The 24,218-nt window shown below is 67.7% G+C and carries 23 protein-coding genes; 15 read left to right on the top strand and 8 right to left on the bottom strand.

The genetic code is table 11. The features are described 5' to 3' along the window. Positions 1-25: 25 nt before the first annotated feature. From HWX14_RS04420 to HWX14_RS04405, 4 genes are read right to left on the bottom strand one after another with little or no spacing between them, the layout of a single operon-like run. Positions 26-907, bottom strand: coding sequence for a pirin family protein (locus HWX14_RS04420; RefSeq protein ID WP_175881693.1), 882 nt, complete (start codon positions 905-907; stop codon positions 26-28). Positions 908-951: 44 nt separating this feature from the next. After that, on the bottom strand, positions 952-1,344 hold the full coding sequence (locus tag HWX14_RS04415) for an OsmC family protein (protein ID WP_175881692.1): 393 nt from the start codon (positions 1,342-1,344) through the stop codon (positions 952-954). Positions 1,345-1,398: 54 nt separating this feature from the next. Next, on the bottom strand, positions 1,399-2,979 hold the full coding sequence (locus HWX14_RS04410; protein ID WP_175881691.1) for a sodium:proton antiporter: 1,581 nt from the start codon (positions 2,977-2,979) through the stop codon (positions 1,399-1,401). 25 nt (positions 2,980-3,004) lie between these two features. Continuing rightward, on the bottom strand, positions 3,005-3,265 hold the full coding sequence (locus tag HWX14_RS04405; RefSeq protein ID WP_124482531.1) for a XapX domain-containing protein: 261 nt from the start codon (positions 3,263-3,265) through the stop codon (positions 3,005-3,007). Between the two features lie 284 nt (positions 3,266-3,549). Here HWX14_RS04405 and HWX14_RS04400 point away from each other — a divergent pair, with 284 nt between their 5' ends. After that, on the top strand, positions 3,550-4,236 hold the full coding sequence (locus tag HWX14_RS04400; RefSeq protein ID WP_175881690.1) for a hydrolase: 687 nt from the start codon (positions 3,550-3,552) through the stop codon (positions 4,234-4,236). A gap of 63 nt (positions 4,237-4,299) precedes the next feature. On the opposite strand, the gene HWX14_RS04395 is transcribed toward HWX14_RS04400, so the two are convergent. Further along, entirely contained in the window at positions 4,300-5,223 is a 924-nt protein-coding gene (locus tag HWX14_RS04395; RefSeq protein ID WP_124482529.1) for a LysR family transcriptional regulator, read from the bottom strand. Positions 5,224-5,322: 99 nt separating this feature from the next. Here HWX14_RS04395 and HWX14_RS04390 point away from each other — a divergent pair, with 99 nt between their 5' ends. The 6 genes from HWX14_RS04390 to HWX14_RS04365 are packed head-to-tail and all read left to right on the top strand — an operon-like array spanning position 5,323 to position 11,048. After that, complete coding sequence (locus HWX14_RS04390) at positions 5,323-5,490, top strand: DUF1427 family protein (RefSeq protein WP_124482527.1); 168 nt, start codon at positions 5,323-5,325, stop codon at positions 5,488-5,490. A 19-nt stretch (positions 5,491-5,509) separates the two neighbouring features. Then, positions 5,510-7,399, top strand: coding sequence for an amidohydrolase (locus tag HWX14_RS04385; RefSeq protein ID WP_175881689.1), 1,890 nt, complete (start codon positions 5,510-5,512; stop codon positions 7,397-7,399). Position 7,400: 1 nt separating this feature from the next. After that, positions 7,401-7,853, top strand: coding sequence for a DoxX family protein (locus HWX14_RS04380; protein ID WP_175881688.1), 453 nt, complete (start codon positions 7,401-7,403; stop codon positions 7,851-7,853). Between the two features lie 26 nt (positions 7,854-7,879). Then, the gene (locus tag HWX14_RS04375) at positions 7,880-8,794 is read left to right on the top strand and encodes a glyoxalase (protein WP_244130162.1); all 915 of its coding nucleotides are present in this window, start codon (positions 7,880-7,882) and stop codon (positions 8,792-8,794) included. Further along, entirely contained in the window at positions 8,791-9,489 is a 699-nt protein-coding gene (locus HWX14_RS04370; RefSeq protein ID WP_175881687.1) for a YoaK family protein, read from the top strand. The genes HWX14_RS04375 and HWX14_RS04370 overlap by 4 nt, the downstream gene beginning before the upstream one ends. Further along, on the top strand, positions 9,486-11,048 hold the full coding sequence (locus HWX14_RS04365) for an alginate export family protein (RefSeq protein WP_175881686.1): 1,563 nt from the start codon (positions 9,486-9,488) through the stop codon (positions 11,046-11,048). The genes HWX14_RS04370 and HWX14_RS04365 overlap by 4 nt, the downstream gene beginning before the upstream one ends. A gap of 114 nt (positions 11,049-11,162) precedes the next feature. On the opposite strand, the gene HWX14_RS04360 is transcribed toward HWX14_RS04365, so the two are convergent. After that, positions 11,163-12,749 carry an acid phosphatase gene (locus tag HWX14_RS04360; RefSeq protein WP_175881685.1) on the bottom strand — a complete coding sequence of 529 codons (1,587 nt, stop codon included), beginning with the start codon at positions 12,747-12,749 and terminating at the stop codon, positions 11,163-11,165. A 232-nt stretch (positions 12,750-12,981) separates the two neighbouring features. On the opposite strand from HWX14_RS04360, the gene HWX14_RS04355 reads away from it, so the two are divergent. The 3 genes from HWX14_RS04355 (at position 12,982) to HWX14_RS04345 (ending at position 15,308) form a co-directional block, all read left to right on the top strand. Continuing rightward, positions 12,982-14,331 carry a cytochrome c peroxidase gene (locus HWX14_RS04355; RefSeq protein WP_175881684.1) on the top strand — a complete coding sequence of 450 codons (1,350 nt, stop codon included), beginning with the start codon at positions 12,982-12,984 and terminating at the stop codon, positions 14,329-14,331. 108 nt (positions 14,332-14,439) lie between these two features. After that, on the top strand, positions 14,440-14,826 hold the full coding sequence (locus tag HWX14_RS04350; protein ID WP_175881683.1) for a hypothetical protein: 387 nt from the start codon (positions 14,440-14,442) through the stop codon (positions 14,824-14,826). Positions 14,827-14,837: 11 nt separating this feature from the next. Beyond that, positions 14,838-15,308, top strand: coding sequence for an NUDIX hydrolase (locus HWX14_RS04345; protein WP_175882347.1), 471 nt, complete (start codon positions 14,838-14,840; stop codon positions 15,306-15,308). Between the two features lie 125 nt (positions 15,309-15,433). On the opposite strand, the gene HWX14_RS04340 is transcribed toward HWX14_RS04345, so the two are convergent. Beyond that, positions 15,434-17,143, bottom strand: coding sequence for a glutamine--tRNA ligase/YqeY domain fusion protein (locus tag HWX14_RS04340; RefSeq protein ID WP_175881682.1), 1,710 nt, complete (start codon positions 17,141-17,143; stop codon positions 15,434-15,436). Positions 17,144-17,397: 254 nt separating this feature from the next. Here HWX14_RS04340 and HWX14_RS04335 point away from each other — a divergent pair, with 254 nt between their 5' ends. The 4 genes from HWX14_RS04335 to HWX14_RS04320 all read left to right on the top strand — a co-directional run bounded on the left by HWX14_RS04335 (position 17,398) and on the right by HWX14_RS04320 (position 19,635). Further along, complete coding sequence (locus HWX14_RS04335) at positions 17,398-17,607, top strand: ornithine acetyltransferase (protein WP_006497729.1); 210 nt, start codon at positions 17,398-17,400, stop codon at positions 17,605-17,607. A gap of 198 nt (positions 17,608-17,805) precedes the next feature. Beyond that, positions 17,806-18,360, top strand: coding sequence for an alpha/beta hydrolase (locus HWX14_RS04330; RefSeq protein WP_175881681.1), 555 nt, complete (start codon positions 17,806-17,808; stop codon positions 18,358-18,360). A 274-nt stretch (positions 18,361-18,634) separates the two neighbouring features. Beyond that, entirely contained in the window at positions 18,635-19,063 is a 429-nt protein-coding gene (locus HWX14_RS04325) for a L,D-transpeptidase (RefSeq protein ID WP_175881680.1), read from the top strand. After that, the gene (locus HWX14_RS04320) at positions 19,060-19,635 is read left to right on the top strand and encodes a hypothetical protein (protein WP_244130161.1); all 576 of its coding nucleotides are present in this window, start codon (positions 19,060-19,062) and stop codon (positions 19,633-19,635) included. Before HWX14_RS04325 ends, HWX14_RS04320 begins: the two co-directional genes overlap by 4 nt. Before the next feature lie 60 nt (positions 19,636-19,695). Here HWX14_RS04320 and HWX14_RS04315 read toward each other — a convergent pair whose 3' ends face one another. Continuing rightward, the gene (locus HWX14_RS04315) at positions 19,696-20,916 is read right to left on the bottom strand and encodes a CaiB/BaiF CoA-transferase family protein (protein WP_175881679.1); all 1,221 of its coding nucleotides are present in this window, start codon (positions 20,914-20,916) and stop codon (positions 19,696-19,698) included. A 545-nt stretch (positions 20,917-21,461) separates the two neighbouring features. On the opposite strand from HWX14_RS04315, the gene alaS reads away from it, so the two are divergent. Then, positions 21,462-24,086: an alanine--tRNA ligase gene (gene alaS, locus HWX14_RS04310; protein WP_175881678.1), complete on the top strand. Its 2,625-nt coding sequence runs from the start codon at positions 21,462-21,464 to the stop codon at positions 24,084-24,086. Positions 24,087-24,218: the final 132 nt, after the last annotated feature.

Here is a 24,218-nt window from a genome sequence, read left to right as displayed (position 1 = left end):
GCCTCGGCCGCCCGTTAGCCTCGCGTTACGCCCTGCGTTCCGGCTGGCGCGTCCATTCGCCTTCTTCGCCCGGCACCTTGCCGAACGTCTGATCGGCCCACGCGGCACGCGCCGCATCGATTTTCGCGCGTTCGCTCGACACGAAATTCCACTCGATGAACCGCTCGCCCGGCAGGTGCGCGCCGCCGAGCAGCATCACGCGTGCGCCGTTCGTACTCGCCAGCGCGACGCTCGCGCCCGGTTCGAGCACGGCCATCGTCGCGGGGGCGAGCGGCGTGCCGTCGACGCTGAGGTCGCCGTCGACGAGATACACGCCGCGTTCCTCATGTTCGGCATCGAGCGCCAACGTGCCGCCTGCCGCGAATTCCGCAACCGCATAGAGCGTCGGCGAGAACACGGCGACCGGCGACGCGAGCCCGAACGCGGTGCCCGCGATCACGCGCACGGTCACGCCGTCGCGCGTGAACGACGGCAGCGTGTCGGCCGCATGGTGAACGAACGCCGGCGCGGTGTCTTCATGCTCGACCGGCAGCGCGACCCAGGTCTGGATGCCATGCACCGGCTGCTCGTGCGGCCGATCCTCGTCGGGCGAGCGCTCCGAATGCACGATGCCGCGGCCGGCCGTCATCCAGTTCACGTCGCCCGGCACGATCTTCTGCCGGAAGCCGAGGCTGTCGTGATGCATCAGCGAGCCGTCGAACAGGTAGGTGACCGTCGCGAGCCCGATGTGCGGATGCGGCAGCACGTCGATGCCGCGGCCGGCCGGCAACACGGCCGGCCCCATCTCGTCGAAGAAGATGAACGGGCCGACGAGGCGCGCGGCGCGCGCGGGCAGCACGCGGCGCACGACGAGGTTGCCGATGTCGCTTTCGCGCGGCGTGAGCAGGGTCTTGATCGAGGCGGACATGACGGAAATCTCGTGACGATGACGGTGACGGTGGCGGGAAAGGCTCAGGCGATCGCCGTGTCGATCGCGATCGGGTGGGTGAGGATCTTGTGCACCGGGCAGGCGTTCGCGATCTGCAGCAGGCGTTCGCGCTGCTCGTCGGTCAGGTCGCCGTCGAGCGTGATGCGGCGCACGATCGTGCTGCCCGCGCTGCCCGATTCGTGCGCGAGCTTCACATGCACTTCGTCGAGCGGCCAGCCTTTTCGTTGCGCAACCATCTTAAGCGTGATCGCGGTGCACGCGCCGAGGCTCGACAGCAGCAGCGCGACGGGCGTCGGCGCCGCATCGCCGCCGCCGAGCGACGCGGGTTCGTCGGCGCGCCACTGGTGGACGCCATCGGTGAAGTGGACGAGGTAATCGACCGGGCCGATGCTCGCTTCGACGGTGAGTTCGCTCATGGCAATTCCAGGTGGGGAAGGGGGGCGGGCCGGCCGCGCATGGCCGGCCGGACGTTACGGTTCGAGCAGGCGCTGCAGCCGCAGCTCCTCGAAATCGAGTTCCGATTCTATGCGGTGCAGCACCGCGTCGTCGACCCGGCCGTCGCGATGCAGGTCGAGCAGCGCGTCGCGCGACACGCCGACCAGCTCGAGCTCGACGCGCAGCATCCGCGCGCGCACGTCCGCGGGCGCCGCACCGTCGCGGTGGGCGCGTTCGTTGAACGCGACGCGGCTCCGGTATTCGGTCAGCAGCCGGTCGAGCGACGCGCGTTCGAGGCCGGCGCCGCGCTGCTCGCGCGCATCGAGTTCGGCGAGCGCCGCGCCGAACGTGTGCGCACGCACCGCGTGTTCGGACATCGTGCGGCGCGCGGCCGGGCGCAGCTTCAGCACGCGGATCAGCGGCGCGAGCGTGCCGCCCTGCACGACGAGCGTCGCGATGATCAGCAGGAACGTGCTGAACAGGATCAGGTCGCGGCCCGGGAAGTTGGCCGGCAGCGCGATCGCGGCCGCGAGGCTCACGACGCCGCGCATGCCCGACCAGCCGAGCACGATGGCTTCGCGCCACGACCACGGCGCGTGACCCGCGCGCGGCGCGCGCAGGCGACCGGGCAGCCACATCGCGACGAATACCCACACCACGCGCGCGCCGATCGCGGCGGCCGTCGCCGGCAGCGCGACCCGCAGGCCGGCCATCAGCACCGCGCCTTCGTGGTTCACGCCCGCGAGGATCGCGTGCAGCGCGAGGCCGATCAGGATGAACACGAGCGCATCGAGCACGAACACGATCGCTTCCCACGTCGCCTTCGCCTTGATCCGCATGTCGGCGCCGAACACGCGATGCTGGCGCACGCCGAGCACGAGGCCGCAGGTGACGACCGACAGCACGCCCGAGCCGTCGACGGCTTCCGCGATCCCGTAGCTGCCCCAGGCCATCGCGAACGTCACGACGATGCCGAGCATCGGCTCGCGCAGGCGCTGCAGCACCCAGCACATCGCATGGCCGCACGCGAGGCCGACCGCGATGCCGATCAGCGTGAGCGAGAAGAACAGGCCGGTCGCGCTCGCGGTCGTGATCGTGACGGCGAGCGCGGCCGATACGGCCATCTGGTACAGCAGCAGGCCCGACGCATCGTTGACGAGGCTTTCGCCTTCGAGCACCGCGACGAGCCGCGCGGGCAGCGGGTGGCGCTGCAGGATCGCCTTCGCGGCGACCGCGTCGGGCGGCGACACGATCGCGCCGAGCGTGAAGCACGCGGCCCACGGCAGCGCGGGGTTCGCCGCATGCACGGCGAGCGCGACCGCGACGGTCGTGAACGCCACGGCGCCGAGCGCGAGCGACGCGATCGACGCGAGCTCCTGCCGGAATTCCTTCCAGGCGGTGTAGAACCCGCTCGACATCAGCAAGGGCGGCAGCACGGCCGCGAGCAGCAGCGCCGGGTCCATGTCGGGCACGCGCTTGCCGGCGACGGCGACCACGCAGCCGCCGAACAGCAGCACGACGGCCGGCGGAATCGACACGCGTTCGGCGAGCCACGTGAGGGCGCCCGCGCCGCAAATCAGCAGCAACAGGTAATGGAACAGCTCGACGTTGGTCATGCGCGGCGCAGGGTGGGGGCGCGCATCACGACGGCTTGCGTTCGTTCGTGCTGCCGCCGGGCAACGCGCCGAACATGTGCTGGCTGCACTTCGCATCGCGCCATGCGGTGTTCAGCCGATGGCCGGACAGCATGCGCCGCGCGACCGGCAGGATCTGTTCGCCGGCCAGCATGCCGAGCAGGCCGACGAGCGCGATGATCGGCGGCGCGGGCGAGTTCACGCCGATCGCGCCGTAGATGACGCCGGCGAGGATGCCGGCGAGCAGCGAGAAGACATGGGCTTTCATGATGGGCGTCTCGTGGTCTCTTGATCGGAGGATTGACGGCGACGCGTGCATCGCCGAGGTCCTGGAAGCGTATCGGGTTTACGTGAGGAAAAAAAGGGCGGATTGCCCTTGGTCGACCATCTATTCTGGAATCCGAGTGATTCCATTTTTTGGATGTTCGCGCCAGAGGATTGCGGTTTTAATCAATCGAGACAGACGACGCGGATTCGGCGTCGTACCGACTCGACGCCTCCCGCGTGCGCGGCGAGGCAAGACTCCCTTTCCGTTCAAAGGATGATCACGCCATGAGCAACCCGAAACTTGAAGTACTGACGCCGCACAACAGCCAGCTGATCTTCATCGATCAGCAGCCGCAGATGGCGTTCGGCGTGCAGTCGATCGATCGGCAGACGCTGAAGAACAACGTCGTCGGGCTCGCGAAGGCCGCGAAGGTCTTCAACATTCCGACCACGATCACGACGGTCGAAAGCGACAGCTTCTCGGGCCACACCTATCCCGAACTGCTCGACGTGTTCCCGAACCAGAAGACGCTCGAACGCACGTCGATGAATTCGTGGGACGACCAGAAGGTACGCGACGCGCTCGCCGCGAACGGCCGCAAGAAGGTGGTCGTGTCGGGCCTGTGGACCGAGGTGTGCAATACGACGTTCGCGCTCTGCGCGATGCTCGAAGGCGATTACGAGATCTACATGGTCGCCGACGCATCGGGCGGCACGTCGCAGGCCGCGCACGATTTCGCGATGCAGCGGATGGTGCAGGCCGGCGTGGTGCCGGTCACGTGGCAGCAGGTCCTGCTCGAATGGCAGCGCGACTGGGCGCGCCGCGACTCGTACGACGCGGTGATGGCAATCGCGAAGGAGCATTCGGGCGCATACGGGATGGGCGTCGACTACGCGTACACGATGGTCCACAAGGCAGCACAGCGTACCGCGACGCCGCACGAGTCGATTCCGGCCGTGCCGGCGAAGTAACGCGCCGTCGGCCGCGATCGCCGCGCGGGCTGCGGCGATCGCGTGCCGTCGGCCGTCGCGCGTTCAGGCGGCGGGCAGCGCCCACGGCGCGCGCGAGAAATGTTCGGCGAGGAATTCGAGCAGCACCGTCACGCGCGCGGCGCGCAGCATGCCGGGCGGCGTGACGAGGTTCACGTTGATGTCCGCGATCTTCCAGTCGCTCATCACTTCCTCGAGTTCGCCGCGCTGCAGTTCGTCCCACACCAGGAACTCGGGCTGAAGCGCGAGGCCGTGCCCCTCGATGAGCGCGGGCACGATCACGTCGGCGTTGTTGGAGCGGATGCGTCCGTGCACGTTTACGCCGAAGTCGTCGCCCGATGCCGGGTGACGAAAGCGCCAGTACTCGGGCGTCGGCAGGTTCGTGTAGGTGAGGCACACGTGCTGTTCGATGTCGCGCGGATGCGCGGGCCGGCCGTGCCGGTCGAGGTACGCGGGCGACGCGACGAGCGGCCGGCGCACCGCGCACAGCCGGCGCGAGCGCAGCGACGAATCGCTCAACTCGGCGATCCGGATCGCGACGTCGAAGCCGCCGGACACGATGTCGACGATGTGGTCGGTGAGCACGAGATCGACGTCGACGCGCGGATAGCGCTCGAGAAACGCGGGCAGCACCGGCGACAGATGGCGCAGCCCGAACGACATCGGCGCGTTCACGCGCACGAGGCCGTGCGGTTCCAGCGCTTGCGCGGTGGCCTCGCTCTCGATCAGTTCCGCATCGGCGAGCAGGCGGATCGCGCGGTCGCGCAGCAGTTCGCCGGTCGGCGTGAGCGACAGCTTGCGCGACGTGCGGTACAGCAGCATCGCGCCGAGACGTTTTTCGAGGCGCGCGATCGCCTTCGACACGGTGGGTTGCGATACGCCGAGCAGGTCGGCCGCTTTCGCGAACGAACCCGTCTCCGCGACGCGCGCGAAGATGGCCCAGGCTTCGAGATCAGGAAGGTGTTGCATGGTCGGAGCGGATGGCGGGGAAGCGAAACGGATGCGTTGCGCCGCGCAGGCGGCGTCGCGATGCCGGTGATTCTAATCCGGCCGGGAGAAAAAATCGTTATGGAATCTTATCTAATTTCATTGGGCGCCGGCCTGCTGATCGGCGTCGTGTACAGCGTGATCAAGGTCCGCTCGCCCGCGCCGCCGCTGATCGCGCTGATCGGCCTCGCCGGCATGCTGATCGGCGCGCAGGCCATCGGCGCCATCCGCCACTGGCTCGGCTTCTGACCGCATCGAGGATATGTCAATGAGCGCAACCGATACTCAACCCGATCTCATCCTGCACAACGGGCGATTCACGACGCTCGACCGCGCGAACCCCGTCGCGACGGCCGTCGCGATCAAGGACGGCCGCTTCGTCGCGGTCGGCGGCAATGCGGAGATCGTGCCGCTCGCGGGCCGCGCGACGAAGGTGGTCGATCTCGGCGGCCGCGGCGTGCTGCCGGGTCTGATCGACAACCACTGCCACGTGATTCGTGGCGGACTGAACTACAACATGGAACTGCGCTGGGACGGCGTGCCGTCGCTCGCGCTCGCGATGGAGATGCTCAAGCAGCAGGTCGCGATCACGCCCGCGCCGCAGTGGGTGCGCGTGGTCGGCGGCTTCACCGAACATCAGTTCGTGGAGAAGCGGCTGCCGACGATCGACGAACTCAACGCAGTCGCGCCGGACACGCCTGTGTTCATCCTGCACCTCTACGATCGCGCGTTGCTGAACGCGGCGGCGCTGCGGGTGGTCGGCTATACGAAGGACACGCCGGAGCCGCCGGGCGGCACGATCCTGCGCGACGCGGCAGGCAACCCGACCGGCCTGCTGCTCGCGAACCCGAACGCGACGATCCTCTACGCGACGCTCGCGAAGGGCCCGAAGCTGCCGTTCGAGTATCAGTACAACTCGACGCGCCATTTCATGCGCGAGCTGAACCGGCTCGGCGTGACGGGCGTGATCGACGCGGGCGGCGGTTCGCAGAATTATCCCGACGATTATGAAGTGATCCGCAAGCTGCACGACGCGGGCGAGATGACGATCCGGATCGCGTACAACCTGTTCACGCAGAAGCCGAACGCGGAGAAGGAAGACTTCGTGAACTGGACGAAGAGCGTCAAGTACCACGATGGCACCGACTACTTCCGCAACAACGGCGCCGGAGAGATGCTGGCGTTTTCCGCGGCCGATTTCGAGGATTTCCGCGTCGCGCGGCCGGACCTGCCCGCGCAGATGGAGGACGATCTCGAAGGCGTCGTGCGTGTGCTCGCGGAAAACCGCTGGCCGTGGCGCATGCATGCGACCTACGACGAAACGATCAGCCGCGCGCTCGACGTGTTCGAGAAGGTCAACGAGGACATCCCGCTCGACGGGCTGAACTGGTTCTTCGATCACGCGGAAACGATCACCGAGAAGTCGATGGACCGGATCGCCGCACTCGGCGGCGGCATCGCGGTGCAGCACCGGATGGCGTACCAGGGCGAATACTTCGTCGAGCGCTACGGCGCGCAAGCCGCGGAGGCGACGCCGCCTGTCGCGAAGATGCTCGCCAAGGGGCTCAAGGTGTCGGCCGGCACCGACGCGACGCGTGTCGCATCGTACAACCCGTGGGTGTCGCTCGCGTGGCTCGTGGCCGGCAAGACGGTCGGCGGTTTGCGCCTGTATCCGCAGCGCAACCTGCTCGATCGCGAAACCGCGCTGCGGATGTGGACCGAGTACGTGACGTGGTTCTCGAACGAGGAGGGCAAGAAAGGGCGGATCGCGGTGGGGCAGCTTGCTGACCTGGTGGTCCCGGATCGCGATTTCTTCGCATGCGCGGAGGACGATATCGCCGGCACGACCGCGTTGCTGACGGTGGTCGACGGGAAGATCGTATGGGGCGCGGGGCCGTTCGCGTCGCACGACGCGCCGATTCCGCCGGCGATGCCCGACTGGTCGCCCGTGCGCGAGTTCGGCGGCTATGGCGGCTGGGGCGCGACGCAGCGCAATGGCGCGCCGTTGCAACGCGCGGCGGCCGCTGCGATGTGTGCCTGCGCGAACGAATGCAACGTTCACCAGCATGCGCACGCGGGCGCATGGGCAAGCGCGTTGCCGACGGCTGACGCGAAGGGCTTCTGGGGCGCGTTCGGCTGTTCGTGCTGGGCGGTCTGACATGACGACGCGCACCGTCTACGGCACCCCCGCGTGGATCCGCGCGCTGCTCGCGCAGCCGTGGGTCCTGCCGCTCGCGCGCCTCGCGCTGGTGTCCGCCTATCTGCTCGGCGGCGTCGCGAAGGCGCTCGACTTCCACGGCGCGGTCGCGGAGCAGGCGCATTTCGGCCTGCAGCCGGCCGCGCTGTGGGCGGCGCTCGCGATCGCGGTCGAGATCGTCGGCTCGCTGTGCGTGGTGTTTCGCCGCTTCACGTGGCTCGGCGCCGGCAGCCTCGGCATGCTGACGCTCGTCGCGATGGTCGTGGCGAACGATTTCTGGAACCGTTCGGGCGCCGAGCACTTCATGGCGCTCAACAGCTTTTTCGAGCATCTCGGGCTGATCGCGGCACTCGTGCTCGCGACCGTGCTCGACGATGTGCGGCAATTGGCCGATGATGGCCGTTCCATTCGATGACGATGCAACCACCAGGAAAGCCTGTGATGAAATCCATTCGTTCCGTGCTGCTCGCCGCGATGCTCGCGGGCGGTCTTGCCTGCGCGCCGACGGCGTTCGCGAAACCGCCGGTGCCGCCGGCCGTCGCGCCCACGGTGGCCGTCGGTCCGCAGTACGACACGACGCACGTGTGCGTCGCGCCCGACGACTTCGACCGCTTCACCGACAGCTTCGTCGCGACGTTCGGCGGCAAGAAGTCGAAGCAGGGCGTGTTCCAGGTCACGCCGACGCCGAGCCAGACGATGTCGCAGCTCGTGCTGACGCCGGTCGGCACGATCTCGGTGTTCGGCTTCAAGACGCCGATCCCGTATCCGTTCTGCGCGGAGCGCACCGGCTATCTCGTGACCGACATGGACGTCGCGGTGAAGTCCGCGCGCGAGCACGGCGCCGACGTGATCGTCGACACGTTCCCCGATCCGATCGGGCGCGACGCGATCGTCACGTGGGCGGGCGGCGTGAACATGCAGCTGTACTGGCACACGCAGGCGCCGAATTACGACGCGCTGCAGACCATCCCCGAGAATCGCGTGTACGTGTCGCCGCAAAGCGTGCGCAAGTTCGTGCACGACTTCGTCAAGTTCTCGAAGGGCAAGGTGGTGTCCGACAACCTGAAGGCGCCCGGCATCGAGATCGGCCGGCCGGACGATACGTACCGCCGCATTCGCATCGAGTCGGGCTTCGGCAAGATGACCGTGCTCGTGACCGACGGCCATCTGCCGTACCCGTTCGGGCACGAAATGACCGGCTACGAAGTCGCCGATCTCGCGGCGACGCTGAAGCAGGCCGAAGCCGCGGGCGTGACGGTGCTCGTGCCGCCGTTCAAGTCGGACGGCCGCGACGCGGCGCTCGTGCAGTTCCCGGGCGGCTACGTCGCCGAAATCCACGCGAGCGTCGCGCGATGAAGCACGAGGACACGATCCTTGCCGCGGTGGCCGGCTTCGTCGATACGCTGAGCTTCGTCGCGCTGTTCGGGCTGTTCACCGCGCACGTGACCGGCAACTTCGTGCTGATCGGCGCGGGCCTCGCGGGCTTCGGCCAGGGCGTCATACTGAAGCTCAGCGTGTTTCCGGCGTTCGTGTGCGGCGTGATCGCGAGCAGCCTGATCGCGCGGTCGATGGCCGCGCGGCCCGCGTGGCAGGGCACGCGCGTGCTGCATACGGTGCAGGCCGTGCTGCTGCTCGGCTTCTGCGCGGCCGGCGTGTGGGCGACGCCCGTCACGCAGCCGGACAGCCTGGCGGCGCTCGTGGCCGGCATCGTCGGCACGTTCGCGATGGGCGTGCAGAACGCGCATCCGCGCGTGATCGCGCGCGCGGGCGGCGTGCCGAACACGGTGATGACCGGCAACGTCACGCAGGCGATCCTCGATGCCGTCGACATCCTGTCGCCCGGCACGGCGGACAACGTGCGTGCCACCGCGCGTGCACGCTTCGCGAAGATGCTACCGGCGATCGTCGCGTTCGCGCTCGGTGCGGCGGGCGGTGCGCTCGGGTTCCGCTATGTCGGATTCCTCGCGTTGCTGGTGCCCGTCGGCGCGCTCGCGACGCTCGCGCTGTGCGCGGCGCAATCGGCCGGTGCCCCCACGCAGGAGCGCGCATGATCGAGCGACGGAGGCGACGCCGCGGCCGCCGCTTCGAGCGGGCCGCGCGCGTGTCGCTCGTCGCGGGGCTGCTGTTCGCGGGCGCCGACGAGGCGTTCGCGGAAACGGCAGCCGCGTCGACTTCGGCTTCGACTTCGACTTCGACGCAAGAACCGGCGCCGGCATCGACCGCGTCATCGGCTTCGACGCCGGCCTCGACGTCCGCGGCCACCACGACCACCACGACCACCACGACACCGATGTGCACCGCCAAGCGGCCGACCGTCCTGTTCAACCGCTGGCAGGAAGACTGGTCGGTGCTCGCGAATCCGTGCGTGCCGCGCGCGCCGCTCGACGGGTTGAAATACATCCCGCTCGGCAACGATCCGTCATCCTATCTGTCGCTCGGCGTGAACCTGCGCGAGCGGCTCGAGACCAACGACGCACAGCTGTTCGGCATCGGCGCCGCGCAATCGGATACGTACTTGATCCAGCGCATCGAAGTGCACGCCGATGTGCATCTCGGCCCGCACTGGCAGTTCTTCGCGCAGTTGCAGGACGCGCGCGCGTTCGGCAAGAACACGGTGTCGCCGGTCGACAGGAACCCGGTCGATCTCGAACAGGCGTTCGCGACCTACACGGGCGCGCTCGGCGGCGGCACGGTCAAGTTCCGCGTCGGCCGTCAGGAGATGGCGTTCGACCTGCAGCGCTTCATCGCCGCGCGCGACGGCCCGAACGTACGGCAGGCGTTCGATGCGGTATGGGCCGATTACGAATACGGGAAGTGGCGCTTCATCGGCTATGCGACGCAGCCGGTGCAGAACCGCAACGCGTCCGATTTCGACGACGTGTCGAATCGCGATCTCACGTTCAGCGGCGTGCGCTTCGAGCGGCAGTCGGTGGGGCCGGGCGACCTGTCCGGCTACTGGTCGCGCTACAACCGCAGCAGCGCGCGTTTCCTCGATGCGAGCGGCCCCGAGCATCGCGACGTGTGGGACGTCCGCTACACGGGCACGCACGGCCGCTTCGACTGGGATCTCGAAACGATGCTGCAGACCGGCACGCTCGGCAACGCCACGATCGGCGCGTGGGCCGTCGGTTCGATCGCCGGCTACAAGCTCGACGCGCCGTGGTCGCCGCGCATCGCGCTGCAGGTCGACGCGGCGTCGGGCGACCGGCATCCGCGCGACGGCCGCGTCGGCACCTTCAATCCGCTGTTTCCGAACGGCTATTACTTCACGCTGGCCGGCTATACGAGTTACGCGAACCTGATTCACGTGAAGCCGTCCGTGACGCTGAAACCGTCGGCGAACCTGTCGTTGCTCGGCGCGCTGGGCTTCCAGTGGCGCGAGACGACCGGCGACGCCGTCTATCAGCAGCCGAACATCCCGGTGCCGGGCACGGCGGGCAAGGGCGGGTTGTGGACGGGCATGTACGTGCAGCTGCGCGCGGACTGGACGATCGCCGCGAACCTGATCGGCGCGGTGGAGGCCGTGCATTTCCAGGTCGGCGACGCGATCCGGCAGGCGGGCGGGCACAACGCCGACTACGTCGGCGTCGAGCTGAAGTACGGCTGGTGACGCCGGCGCGCGGCAACCCGCACGCGGCTTGAAAAAAGGGCAGCTCCGCGGAGCTGCCCTTCGTTCGTCCGGGCCGGCAGCGTGGCCGGCCCGTTCGCGGTGAGGGTGATGCCGTTACAGATTCGGCGACAGCGCGAGCGCGTTCGTCAGGTCGCCCATCGGCTGCGAACCGTTCGCCTTCAGTGCGTCATCGCGCTGCTGCAGGCCCGCGAGGCGCGGCAGCGAGAAGCGGCGCGTGATGAAGCGCAGGATCGAGCCCGTGTCGTACTGCGTGTGGTCGACGAAGCCCTTCTTCGCATACGGCGACACGATCAGCGCCGGAATGCGGGTGCCGGGGCCCCAGCGGTCGGCATTCGGCGGCGTCGCGTGATCCCAGAAGCCGCCGTTTTCGTCGTACGTGACGACCACGACCATGTTCTTCCATTGCGGGCTGGCCTGCAGGTGCGCGATCACGTCGGCGATGTGCTGGTCGCCGGAGGTCACGTCCGTGTAGCCCGGGTGCTCGTTCAGGTTGCCTTGCGGCTTGTAGAACGTGACTTGCGGCAGCGTGCCCGCAGCGATCGCCTTGATGAACTCGGCGCCGTTCGCGCCGCCGTCGAGCAGGTGCTGCGCGCGGCTCGCGGTGCCCGGCGCCTGGTTCGCGAAGTAGTTGAACGGCTGGTGGTGCGGCTGGAAGTTCGGCGTCGACAGGTCGGCGCCGTAGATCACGTTCGACGTGCCGTTCTGGCTCGCCTGCAGCGCCTGGCCCCATGCGCCGGAATACCACGCCCACGACACGCCCGCGTTGGTCATCAGGTCGCCGATGTTGGTCGCCGTTTGCGGCGGCATCGTCGACGGGTTGGCCGGGTCGGCGAGCAGCGGGTCGCCGCCCGTGGCCGCCTTGTTGCCGCTCGGCTGATACGCCGGCTGCATCGTGTTGATGCCGTAGAAGTCGGGCGTCAGCGCGCCGTCGTTGACGAACTTCGGCGGGCCGCTCAGCGCGGAAGCCGGCGAGTTCGTCGCGACCTTCAGCGACTTGCCGTCGGCGTTCAGCACGGCGATCTTGCCGGCCGCCGGGCTCTTGTCGGCGTTCGGGTAGTACGGCGCGCACGCGCAGATCAGGTACTGGTGGTTCAGGAACGAACCGCCGAACGCGCCCATGAAGAAGTTGTCGGCGAGCACGTACTGCTGCGCGACCTTCCACAGCGGCAGCTTCGACGGATCGGCCGTGTAGTGGCCCATCGTCAGGCCGCCCGCGTCGGTCCAGGCGGCGTACATGTCGTTCTTGCCGCCGTTGATCTGCATCTGGTCCTGGTAGAAGCGGTGCACGATGTCGCGCGTCGCGATGCTCATCGACTGGTTGAAGCCCTTCGGATCGTCGATCGCGAACGGCGCGTTCGGCAGGTTCGCCGTCATCGCCTCGGTCACCGCCGGCGTGATGCCGGTCGCGGTCAGGCCGCCCCAGATCTTCGGCAGCGTCGCCATCGTCGAGCCGTCGCGATCCTTCTGCACCGAGTTCGCGGCCGTCGCGTTCTGCAGACCGTTTGCGCCCGGGAAGTTGCCGTACAGGTTGTCGAAGCTGCGGTTTTCCGCGTAGATCACGACGACGTTCTTGACGGCCGACAGACCCTGCTGCGTGACGTCGTCGCCGCCGCAGGCGGTCAGGCTGAGCGCGGCCGCGAGGGCGATCGGCGTGTAGCGAATCCAGGCGTGCTTCTTCATGCGATGTTCTCTCTCATTCGTCGTTGGTCGCGTGTGGGAACCGGGTGGCGGGGAGGGCCGGCGCACGAACCTCGCGGTACCGCCCGGCTGCGCGCATTATCTGGAACCGATTTGACAGCCGGGTGTAGGGACGCTTTCAATTGACTGTCGGTCGAACGTCATCCAACGGTCACGGAACTGACATAAGCTCCGGCCGATTGCCCACCTGCCCACCGCTACCAGAACAACGACGATGCACACCCTTCTGAAAACCTTCGCGTCCGCGCGATCGCTGATCCCGGCCGCGGCGACGCTCGCGTTGGTCGGCGCGCTCGCGGCGCTCGCCGGTTGCGATGCGCAGCCCGGCACGACTGCATCGGCCGCGTCCGTCGTACCGGCGGCTCAGGCCGCTCCCGCCGCTCCGGCGGTCGCGCCGGCCAGCCAGCCGCAGACGCGTGCGCAGGTGTTCGAGGGCGTGAAGCAGATGACGGCGCTCGGCAAGCAGTTGTTCTTCGATCCGTCGCTGTCCGGGTCCGGCAAGCTCGCGTGCGCGTCGTGCCATAGCGCCGACCATGCGTTCGGGCCGCCGAACGCGCTGTCGGTGCAACTGGGCGGCGACGACATGCACCGCATCGGCTTTCGTGCGGTGCCGTCGCTGAAGTACCTGCGCGGCATTCCGCCGTTCAGCGAGCACTTCCACGATTCGCCGGACGAAGGTGACGAAAGCATCGACGCGGGCCCGACCGGCGGGCTCACCTGGGACGGCCGCGTCGATACGCGCGATGCACAGGCGCGCATTCCGCTCACGTCGCCGTTCGAGATGAGCAGTTCGCCCGCGCGGGTCGCGAAGGCGGTTCGCGCCGCACCGTATGCCGATGCGTTCCGCAAGGCATTCGGCGACCAAGTGCTCGGCAACGACCAGGCGACGTTCGATGCGGTGCTGCGCGCGCTCGACGCGTTCCAGCAGCAGCCGGCGCTGTTCGATCCGTACACGAGCAAGTACGACGCGTATCTGGCCGGCCACGCACAGCTCACGCCCGCGGAGCTGCACGGGCTGCAGCTGTTCAACGACGAGAAGAAGGGGAACTGCGCGAGCTGCCACATCAGCCAGCGCACGCTCGAAGGCGGCCCGCCGCAGTTCAGCGATTTCGGGCTGATCGCGATCGCGGTGCCGCGCAACCGCGCGCTGCCCGTCAATCGCGACCCGCGCTTTTACGATCTCGGCGCCTGCGGCCCCGAACGCACCGACCTGAAGGGACGCGACGAATTCTGCGGGCTGTTCCGCACGCCGTCGCTGCGCAACGTCGCGCTGCGCAAGACGTTCTTCCACAACGGCGTGTATCACTCGCTCGAGGACGTGATGCGCTTCTACGTCGAACGCGACATCCATCCGGAGAAGTTCTATCCGGTCGTGCACGGCAAGGTGCAGATCTACGACGATTTGCCGAAGCGCTACTGGCCGAACATCAACCGCGAAGCGCCGTTCGACCGCAAGCGCGGCGAGCAGCCGGCGCTGAACGCGGCCGAGATCAAGGACGTGATCGCGTTCCTCGGCACGCTGACTGACGGATATCAGCAAACGGGGGCGGCGGCCAAACCGTAGAAGGCCTTCACCGCAGCACGCATGCTATGCTCGCTCGCTGACGGGCGTGGTGCATGCCGTTCGCCGGCATGCACCGCACCGTTCGATCGAACATCCAAGGAGAACAACATGTCGATGCGTGCATCCCTTTCCGTCGTCACGCGTGTGCTGGCCGGCGCCGCGTGTGCAGCCGCGATGCTGCCCGCCCATGCCCAGAACAACCTGAACTTCCTGAACGACACGCCGATCAGCTATTTCAGCAAGACCGACCGCGCGTCGCTTTCCAGGGCGGTCGTGCAGGTGCGCGACGAAGGCAAGGACGGCGAGACCACGACGTGGCGGAGCAGCGGCCGCGGCACACAGATCGACGCGAAGCTCACGCCGAGCACGACGGAAACGGACGGCAAGACCTGCCGCGAAGTCGCGACCGAAATCGCCGCGAAGGGCCAGACGATGACGCTCAAGCCCGTCTACTGCAAGACGGCCGCGGGCAAGTGGCAATTGCAGAAGCGCTGAGCACACGCGTGATGAAGCGGGGCGGCGCGCCGCGCACCGTGTCGTGCGGCGTCGTGATCCTGGATGCGGCCGGCCGCGTGTTCCTCGCGCACGCGACGGACACCACGCACTGGGACATCCCGAAGGGGCAGGGCGAACCGGGCGAGACGCCGGCCGACGCCGCGCTGCGCGAACTGCTCGAGGAAACCGGCATCGAGTTCGCGCGGGCCCGCTTGCTCGATCTCGGCCGCTTCGCGTACCGGCACGACAAGGACCTGCACCTGTTCGCGGTGCAGGTGGCCGAAGGCGAGATCGATCCCGCGCAGTGCACGTGTACGTCGCTGTTTCCGAGCCGTCGCGACGGCTCGATGATTCCCGAAATGGATGCGTACCGCTGGACCGCGCCGGGCGACATCGACACCTATGCGAGCCGCAGTCTCGCGCGGCTGTTTCGCACGAAGCTGTCGCTCGCGGAGCTGCATCGGCGGTTGTCGGGCGCGTGAACGGGCGCCGCCGCCTTCCGTCCTTCGGCGCACGCGCATGAAAAAACCGGGCCGAGGGCCGGTTTTTTCATGATCAGGCAGCGGGGCGGCTTGCGAAGCCGCACGCCGCCGCGCGCAGCAGGCCGTCAGGCCGGCTTGCCCCAGCTGTCGCGCAGCCCGACGATCCGGTTGAACACCGGCTTGCCCGGCTTCGAATCGACACGGTCCGCCACGAAGTAGCCGTGGCGCTCGAACTGCAGGCGCGTTTCCGGCGCGATGTCGCCGTTGCCCGGCTCGACGTAGGCCTGCACGATCTTCTTCGAATCGGGGTTCAGCGCCTCGAGGAAGTTCGCGCCGCCCGCGTCCGGGTGCGGCTCCTTGAACAGGCGATCGTAGATCCGCACTTCGGCCGGCTGCGCATGCTTCGCGCTGACCCAGTGGATGTTGCCCTTGACCTTGTACGTGTTCGCGCCTTCGGTGCCCGACTTGCTGTCCGGGAAGTAGTTGCAGTGCACGGCCGTCACGTTGCCGTCGGCGTCCTTGTCGAAGCCCGTGCATTCGATCACGTAGCCGTAGCGCAGGCGCACCTTGTTGCCCGGGAACAGGCGGAAATAGCCCTTCGGCGGATTCTCGACGAAATCCTCGCGCTCGATCCACAGCTCGCGCGAGATCGGGAACGTGCGCACGCCGCGGTCCGGATGGTGCGGATGCACGGGCGCCGTGCACGCTTCCTCGAGGTCTTCCGGATAGTTGTCGATCACGAGCTTCAGCGGATCGAGCACCGCGACCGTACGCGCGGCCTTGTCGTCGAGGTCGTCGCGCAGCGCGCCTTCGAACACGCTCATGTCGATCCACGAATCGACCTTCGTCACGCCGATCCGCTCGCAGAACAGATGGATGCTCTCCGGCGTGAAGCCGCGGCGGCGGATCCCGACGATCGTGGGCATGCGCGGGTCGTCCCAGCCGTCGACGTGGCCTTCGGTGACGAGCTGCAGCAGCTTGCGCTTGCTGGTGATCGCGTACGTGAGGTTCAGCCGCGAGAATTCGATCTGTTGCGGCAGCGGGCGCGTGAACATGCCGGCATCCGCGAGTTCGTTCAGCACCCAGTCGTACAGCGGGCGGTGATCCTCGAACTCGAGCGTGCACAGCGAATGCGTGATGCCTTCGAGCGCATCCGAGATGCAGTGCGTGTAGTCGTACATCGGATACACGCACCACGCGTCGCCGGTGCGGTAGTGGTGCGCGTAGCGGATCCGGTAGATCACCGGATCGCGCATGTTCATGTTCGGCGACGCCATGTCGATCTTCGCGCGCAGCACGTGCTCGCCTTCCTTGAACTCGCCGGCCTTCATCCGGCGGAACAGGTCGAGGTTTTCCTCGGGCGAGCGGTCGCGGAACGGCGACGGCTTGCCGCCTTCGGTCAGCGAGCCGCGGTTCGCACGCATTTCGTCGGCGCTCTGGCTGTCGACGTACGCCTTGCCGCGCTGGATCAGCAGCTCGGCGAATTCGTACAGCTTGTCGTAGTAGTCGCTCGCGAAATACTGATGATCGACCGCGTCCTTGCGCCAGTCGAAGCCGAGCCAGCGCACCGCGTCGACGATCGAATCGACGTATTCGACGCTTTCCTTTTCCGGGTTCGTGTCGTCGAAGCGCAGGTGGCACACGCCGCCGTAGTCGCGCGCGACGCTGAAGTTCAGGCAGATGCTCTTCGCGTGACCGATGTGCAGATAGCCGTTCGGCTCGGGCGGGAAGCGCGTCTCGACGCGGCCGCCCCATTTGCCGGTGCGGTTGTCGTCGTCGATGATGTTGCGGATGAAATTGGAAGCCGCGGGGGCGTCGTTGCGTTCGGTGCTCATGCGGTTGGCGTCAGGGTTGTGTCGGCGCGTCGCGCCGGTTTAATCCTGTAATTCTACCTGACCGGGGTCCGTCCCGCGCGGCTTGCCGGTCGGGCGCCGTCCGTTCGCGATGTGTATCTCAATATATCGAGTGTGTGTCGGCTGTAACACGACGTAAATCGGATTGCGGGCGCCGTTCGGCTTTTCCTATGATGGCTTTACCGATTCAATGCCGCCATTCGCAATTTTTGCGTGGCGGGAGGAAGCCAATAATCATGATGAAGAAGACCACTTTTCTCGTTCGTACCGCGGTGATCGTCGCGGCTCTCTCGCAACTCGGCGCCTGCGCGATGACGCATACGCAACGCAATGCCGGGATCGGCGCGGCCGCGGGCGGCGCGCTCGGCTACCTGATCACGGGCGGCCCGGTCGGCACGGTGGCCGGCGCGGCGGCAGGCGGCCTGGTCGGCGCCGGCGTACGCTGATTCACGCCGGCGGGCGCCCGCGACGCGGGCGCATCTGACCGCCGGCCCCTGGTCGTGACGCCTGCCGCCTCACCGCGTCACGACCCGCTCGAAGGTCACGCACATCCCCCGGATTTTGACAGGCACCATCAGGGAGAGGCGGGTGTGCGACACTGCGTCGACGCTACAACACGACTCCATTCGTCGACGAATCCTTCCATGACCGACCCCGTCGTTTTCGTCTTGCCGGGCTATGCCAATTCAGGCCCGCTTCACTGGCAAAGCCGCTGGGAGCGCGCCGATGCGCGTTTCGTGCGGATTGCGATGCCGGACTGGGACAGCGCGTTCCGCAACGGCTGGTGTCGCGCGCTCGACCGTGCGGTCGAAGCCGCGCGCGGGCCCGTGCTGATCGCCGGCCACAGCCTCGGCACGCTGACCACCGCATGGTGGGCGACCCGCTATGCACGCCCGGCCGCGCTCGCGAAGGTGCGCGGCGCATTGCTCGTCGCATTGCCCGACCCGACTGCGCCGGCGTTTCCGACCGACGCACACGGCTTCGGCCCGGTGCCGCACGAGCGGTTGCCGTTTCCGACCTGCGTGGTCGCGAGCAGCGACGATCCGTACGGCTCGCTCGCGTTTGCACGCGGCTGCGCGCACGCGTGGGGCAGCATGTTCCATGACCTCGGTCCGCGCGGCCACATCAACGCGGACAGCGGGCTCGGCGACTGGCCGCAAGCGCGCGGCTGGCTCGATGCGCTGGCGGTCGCGGGTTGACCGTGCCGCGCAAGGCGGATCGCAGGACCTTCAGATCGTCGGCTTCGCCTTTAACGCCGCAATCCGTTCGTCGTCGTCGCCGAGCAGCGGCGTAGCCGTGCGCGTCGGCAGTCCCCGAAGCACGTCGCGCCATCCGGGCACATCGCTTGGTGGGCGTGCGCGGGAGCAGGCTCATCTGCTATCGGACAGCGCTCCGAATTTCTGACGTGTCCGATATCGCTTGAAGCCGGTAATGGGTAGTCTGGCGGGCCATTCGACCAGACGGAAAGCCTCCATGCCAGTCCAGCCCGCACGATCGGACCGTACCAAAGAAAACAACGGAGCCGCGACGAAACGGATTCAGGTTGATCTGTCACGGCAATGCGTGGAAGCATACGAGGGGCGCGTTTGCGTGTTCCGCTTCGACTGCGTGACAGGCGACCGCGCGCACCCGACCGATCGGGGCACGTTCAGAATCCTCCGCAAGCACCACCCTTATCGCAGTCGCATGTATAACGTGCAGATGGATCATGCAATGTTCTTCACCACGGATGGCAAGGCTTTTCATCAATACCACGGCCCGATGCCGCTCGGCGTCGTGCGGCTGGCCCGCAATTCGGTGAGTGACCGGTTCGGCTCGCACGGATGTGTGCGGCTGAGTGAAGCCGATGCGCGGCAACTGTACGAATGGACGCCGGTTGGCACCATGGTGCAGGTGTCATGACGCGCGCGGCAACAGGCCGGGTCGTACGCGCGGCTGGCGTGGTGTTCGTCGCCGTGCTCGTTGGATTGGCTTGGCGAAGCATGGTCGGAAGTGCCGGCAGTCCCGCGCCGATCGCGCCGGGTACCGAAATACTCAGCGTGCAGCCGGATGAGGTGATGTCGTTCGTCTACACCGCGGGTACGCTGAGCGTGAACGCGCATCGCGTGCAGCCGGCGGCGCCATTCTCCGTGCGCGTCACGTTTGCCGATGGCCGTGCTGCCCGGCTGTGTGTCGCGCCACCTGGGTTGGCCGGTCGGCTCGCGCCGCTCACCACGCTGATCGCGCGCGGTAGCGTGCCGAGCGGCGCCGAGCTCGCGACTGCGTTCCCGACGCCGCTCGGCACGCTGGAAATGCGCGATCGTATCGCCTCCGAACCGCTTCCGGCATTGGTATTCCGGGGGGCGGCCGATACGGACACGGTGGCAGTCGCCGGCCTCCCGGGCGCGGGCGATCGCGCGATCGTCGTCGATCCGGCCGCGCGTGCCGCGCTCGCACTGCTCGCTGGCGGGTGCGATACGCTTGCGCGGCGCTGACCCCCGATATACCCGGCCGACACTGCTTGCGCGGGCCGTCGGGCCGGGTGTCACACGGGCTCAGATCGCCCGTTTCGCCTTCAACGCCGCAATCCGCTCGTCGTCGTAGCCGAGCATGTCGCGCAGCACGTCTTCCGTCTGCGCGCCGAGCAGCGGCGGGGCCGTGCGCGCGTCGGGCGGCGTCGCGCTCATCCGGATCGGGTTGCGCACGAGCTTCACGTCCGCGCCGCACGGATGCGGCAGCGATACCTGCATTCCGCGCGCGACCACCTGCTCGTTGTCGAACACCTCGTCGAGATCGTTGATCGGCCCGCACGGCACGCCGGCCGCTTCGAGCGCGCCGATCCAGTCGGCCTTGTCGCGCGCCTTCACCATCTCCGCGAGAATCGGCACCAGCGTGTCGCGGTGACGCACGCGCGACGGGTTCGTCGCGAAGCGCTCGTCGTCGGCCAGCTCGGGCCGGCCGCCGGCCTCGACGAACTTGCGGAACTGCCCGTCGTTGCCGACCGCGACGATGATCCAGCCGTCGCGCGTCTGGAACGTCTGGTACGGCACGATGTTCGGATGCGCGTTGCCCCAGCGCACCGGCGGCTTGCCGCTCGCGAGGAAGTTGGTGTTCATGTTCGCGAGCAGCGCGACCTGCACGTCGAGCAGCGCCATGTCGATGTACTGGCCTTCGCCCGTGCGGTCGCGGTGCGCGAGCGCGGCGAGCACGGCGATCGTCGAATAGAGGCCGGTCGCGAGATCGGCGATCGCGACGCCGGCCTTCTGCGGGCCGCCGCCCGGTTCGCCGTCGCGTTCGCCGGTGATGCTCATGAAGCCGCCGATCCCCTGCACGATGAAGTCGTAGCCCGCGCGGTGCGCGTACGGCCCCGTCTGGCCGAAGCCGGTGACCGAGCAGTAGACGAGATCGGGCTTCACCGCGCGCAGGGATTCGTAATCGAGCCCGTATTTCTTCAACTGGCCGACCTTGTAGTTCTCGAGCACGACGTCGCTCTGCGCGGCGAGCTCGCGCACGATCTGCTGGCCCTCCGGCGTCGCGATGTCGATCGTCACCGAGCGCTTGTTGCGGTTCGCCGCGAGGTAGTACGCGGCTTCGGCGGTATCCGCGCCGTCCGCGTCCTTCAGGTACGGCGGCCCCCAGTGGCGCGTGTCGTCGCCGGCGCCCGGGCGCTCGACCTTGATCACGTCCGCGCCGAAATCGGCGAGGGTTTGCGCGCACCACGGGCCCGCGAGCACGCGGGTCAGGTCCAGCACGCGGATATGGCTCAGGGCACCCATCGTCGAATCGTCTCCTTTCATGGCGGGCCTGCCTTGCCGGGCAAGGCCGATTGGCATGCCGAGCATCTTAAGGCGAATCGGCCGCGCGGGTGGCCTGGAGCCTGTTCCCGCTGATAACGGGCTTGCGCTGGCCCCCAGAAGGGCCGAGCGCAAGGAATGCGACGCCGTGAATACTCGATGTATTCGCAAGGAGCATGACGCGGCGATCGGCCCTTCTGGGGGCCAGCCCGACGAATGAAATTCTTCAAAAAATAGGGGAACGTGCCTTTCCGCCCGCATGGCGGCGTCGTTCGTCGTTGCAATAGCTACGGCTATTGCGCCTCCTTTCTCCTTGCCCTGCGGGCGGAAAGGCACGTTCGCAAGCCCGTTATCAGCGGGAACAGGCTCCGACCGGTCGTCCGGATGGCCGAGCCGCCTTGCCGGCGCTTTGCCCGGAAGCCGGCCCCGATCCCGTATAATCGATCGTTTCCGAATCCATGCCGTCGCGCGCCCCGCCTGGGGCGCCGGCGTTTGAAGCCGTCTTTGCCAGACTGTCCCCGCACGCCATGAAAGCTGCCGAAATCCGCGAGAAATTCCTCAAATTCTTCGAATCGAAGGGCCACACGATCGTCCGCTCGTCGAGCCTCGTGCCCGGTAACGACCCCACGCTGATGTTCACGAACTCGGGCATGGTCCAGTTCAAGGACGTCTTCCTCGGCACGGACCCGCGCCCGTACTCGCGCGCCACGACGGCGCAGCGCAGCGTGCGCGCGGGCGGCAAGCACAACGACCTCGAGAACGTCGGCTATACGGCGCGCCACCACACGTTCTTCGAGATGCTCGGCAACTTCTCGTTCGGCGACTACTTCAAGCACGACGCGATCAAGTTCGCGTGGGAGCTGCTGACCACGGTCTACCAGCTGCCGAAGGACAAGCTGTGGGTCACCGTCTATCAGGAAGACGACGAGGCGTACGACATCTGGGCGAAGGAAGTCGGCGTGCCGACCGAGCGGATCATCCGGATCGGCGACAACAAGGGCGCGCGCTACGCGTCGGACAACTTCTGGACGATGGGCGACACCGGCCCGTGCGGCCCGTGCACCGAAATCTTCTACGACCACGGCCCGGACGTGTGGGGCGGCCCGCCGGGGTCGCCCGAAGAAGACGGCGACCGCTACATCGAGATCTGGAACCTCGTGTTCATGCAGTTCAACCGCGACGCGCAGGGCAACATGACGCGCCTGCCGAAGCAGTCGGTCGACACCGGCATGGGCCTCGAGCGTCTCGCCGCGGTGCTGCAGCACGTGCACAGCAACTACGAGATCGACCTGTTCCAGAACCTGATCAAGGCCGCCGCGCGCGTGACCGAGATCAGCGACCTCACGAACAACTCGCTGAAGGTGATCGCCGATCACATCCGCGCGTGCTCGTTCCTGATCGTCGACGGCGTGATTCCCGGCAACGAAGGCCGCGGCTACGTGCTGCGCCGGATCGTGCGCCGCGCGATCCGCCACGGCTACAAGCTGGGCCGCAAGGGCGCGTTCTTCCACAAGCTGGTGGCCGACCTCGTCGCCGAGATGGGCACCGCCTATCCGGAGCTGAAGGAAGCCGAGCAGCGCGTCACCGACGTGCTGCGCCAGGAAGAGGAGCGCTTCTTCGAGACGATCGAGCACGGGATGTCGATCCTCGAAGCCGCGCTGGCGGACGTCGACGCGAAGGGCGGCAAGGTGCTCGACGGCGAACTCGCGTTCAAGCTGCACGATACCTACGGCTTCCCGCTGGACCTGACGGCCGACGTGTGCCGCGAGCGCGGGATGACGGTCGACGAGCCGGCATTCGACGACGCGATGGCGCGCCAGCGCGAGCAGGCGCGCGCGGCCGGCAAGTTCAAGGCCACGCAGGGCCTCGAATACTCGGGCGCGAAGACCACGTTCCACGGTTACGAGGAAATCGCGTTCGACGATGCGAAGGTCGTCGCGCTGTACGTCGACGGTTCGGCCGTCAACGAAGTGAAGACCGGCCAGGATGCGGTCGTCGTGCTCGACCACACCCCGTTCTATGCGGAATCGGGCGGCCAGGTCGGCGACCAGGGCGTGCTCGCGAACGCCGCGACGCGCTTCGCGGTGGCCGACACGCTGAAGGTGCAGGCCGACGTGATCGGCCATCACGGCACGCTGGAGCAGGGCACGCTGAAGGTCGGCGACGTGCTGCGCGCGGAAATCGACGCGCATCGCCGTGCCCGCACGCAACGCAACCACTCGGCCACCCACCTGATGCACAAGGCGCTGCGCGAAGTGCTCGGCGCGCACGTGCAGCAGAAGGGTTCGCTCGTCGACGCGGACAAGACCCGTTTCGACTTCGCGCACAACGCACCGATGACCGACGACGAAATCCGTCGCGTCGAGCAGATCGTCAACAACGAGATCCTGGCCAACGCACCGGGCATCGTGCGCGTGATGCCGTACGACGAAGCGGTGAAGGGCGGCGCGATGGCGCTGTTCGGCGAGAAGTACGGCGACGAAGTGCGCGTGCTCGATCTCGGCTTCTCGCGCGAACTGTGCGGCGGCACGCACGTGCACCGCACCGGCGACATCGGCCTGTTCAAGATCGTCGTCGAAGGCGGCGTCGCGGCCGGCATCCGCCGCGTCGAGGCGATCACCGGCGACAACGCGGTGCGCTACGTGCAGGAACTCGACGCGCGCGTGAACGAAGCGGCAGCGGCGCTGAAGGCGCAGCCGTCGGAACTGACGCAGCGGATCGCGCAGGTGCAGGAGCAGGTGAAGTCGCTCGAGAAGGAACTGGGCGCGCTGAAGTCGAAGCTCGCGTCGAGCCAGGGCGACGAGCTCGCGCAGCAGGCCGTCGAAGTCGGCGGCGTGTACGTGCTGGCCGCGACGCTCGATGGCGCCGACGCGAAGACGCTGCGCGAAACGGTCGACAAGCTGAAGGACAAGCTGAAGCGCGCGGCGATCGTGCTGGCGGCCGTCGAAGGCGGCAAGGTCAGCCTGATCGCGGGCGTCACGCCGGACGCGAGCAAGAAGGTCAAGGCCGGCGAGTTGGTAAACTTCGTCGCGCAGCAAGTCGGCGGCAAGGGCGGTGGTCGTCCGGACATGGCGCAGGCGGGCGGCACCGAGCCGGCGAACCTGCCGGGCGCGCTGGCCGGCGTGAAGGGTTGGGTCGAAGAACGGCTCTGATCGTCACACGACCGATGCGATGCCGTCGCCCTGACGGCATCGCGTGAATCGAAAAACGACCCGATCGGCAGGCGCTGGTCGGGTCGTTTCGTTTGTGCAGGCTGTGCGCGTGGATCGCTGCGGCGGCGCGCG

This window comes from Burkholderia sp. BCC0044, from assembly GCF_902832955.1.
Taxonomy (GTDB): Bacteria; Pseudomonadota; Gammaproteobacteria; order Burkholderiales; family Burkholderiaceae; genus Burkholderia.
This window is presented reverse-complemented; position numbering and strand designations above follow the sequence as displayed.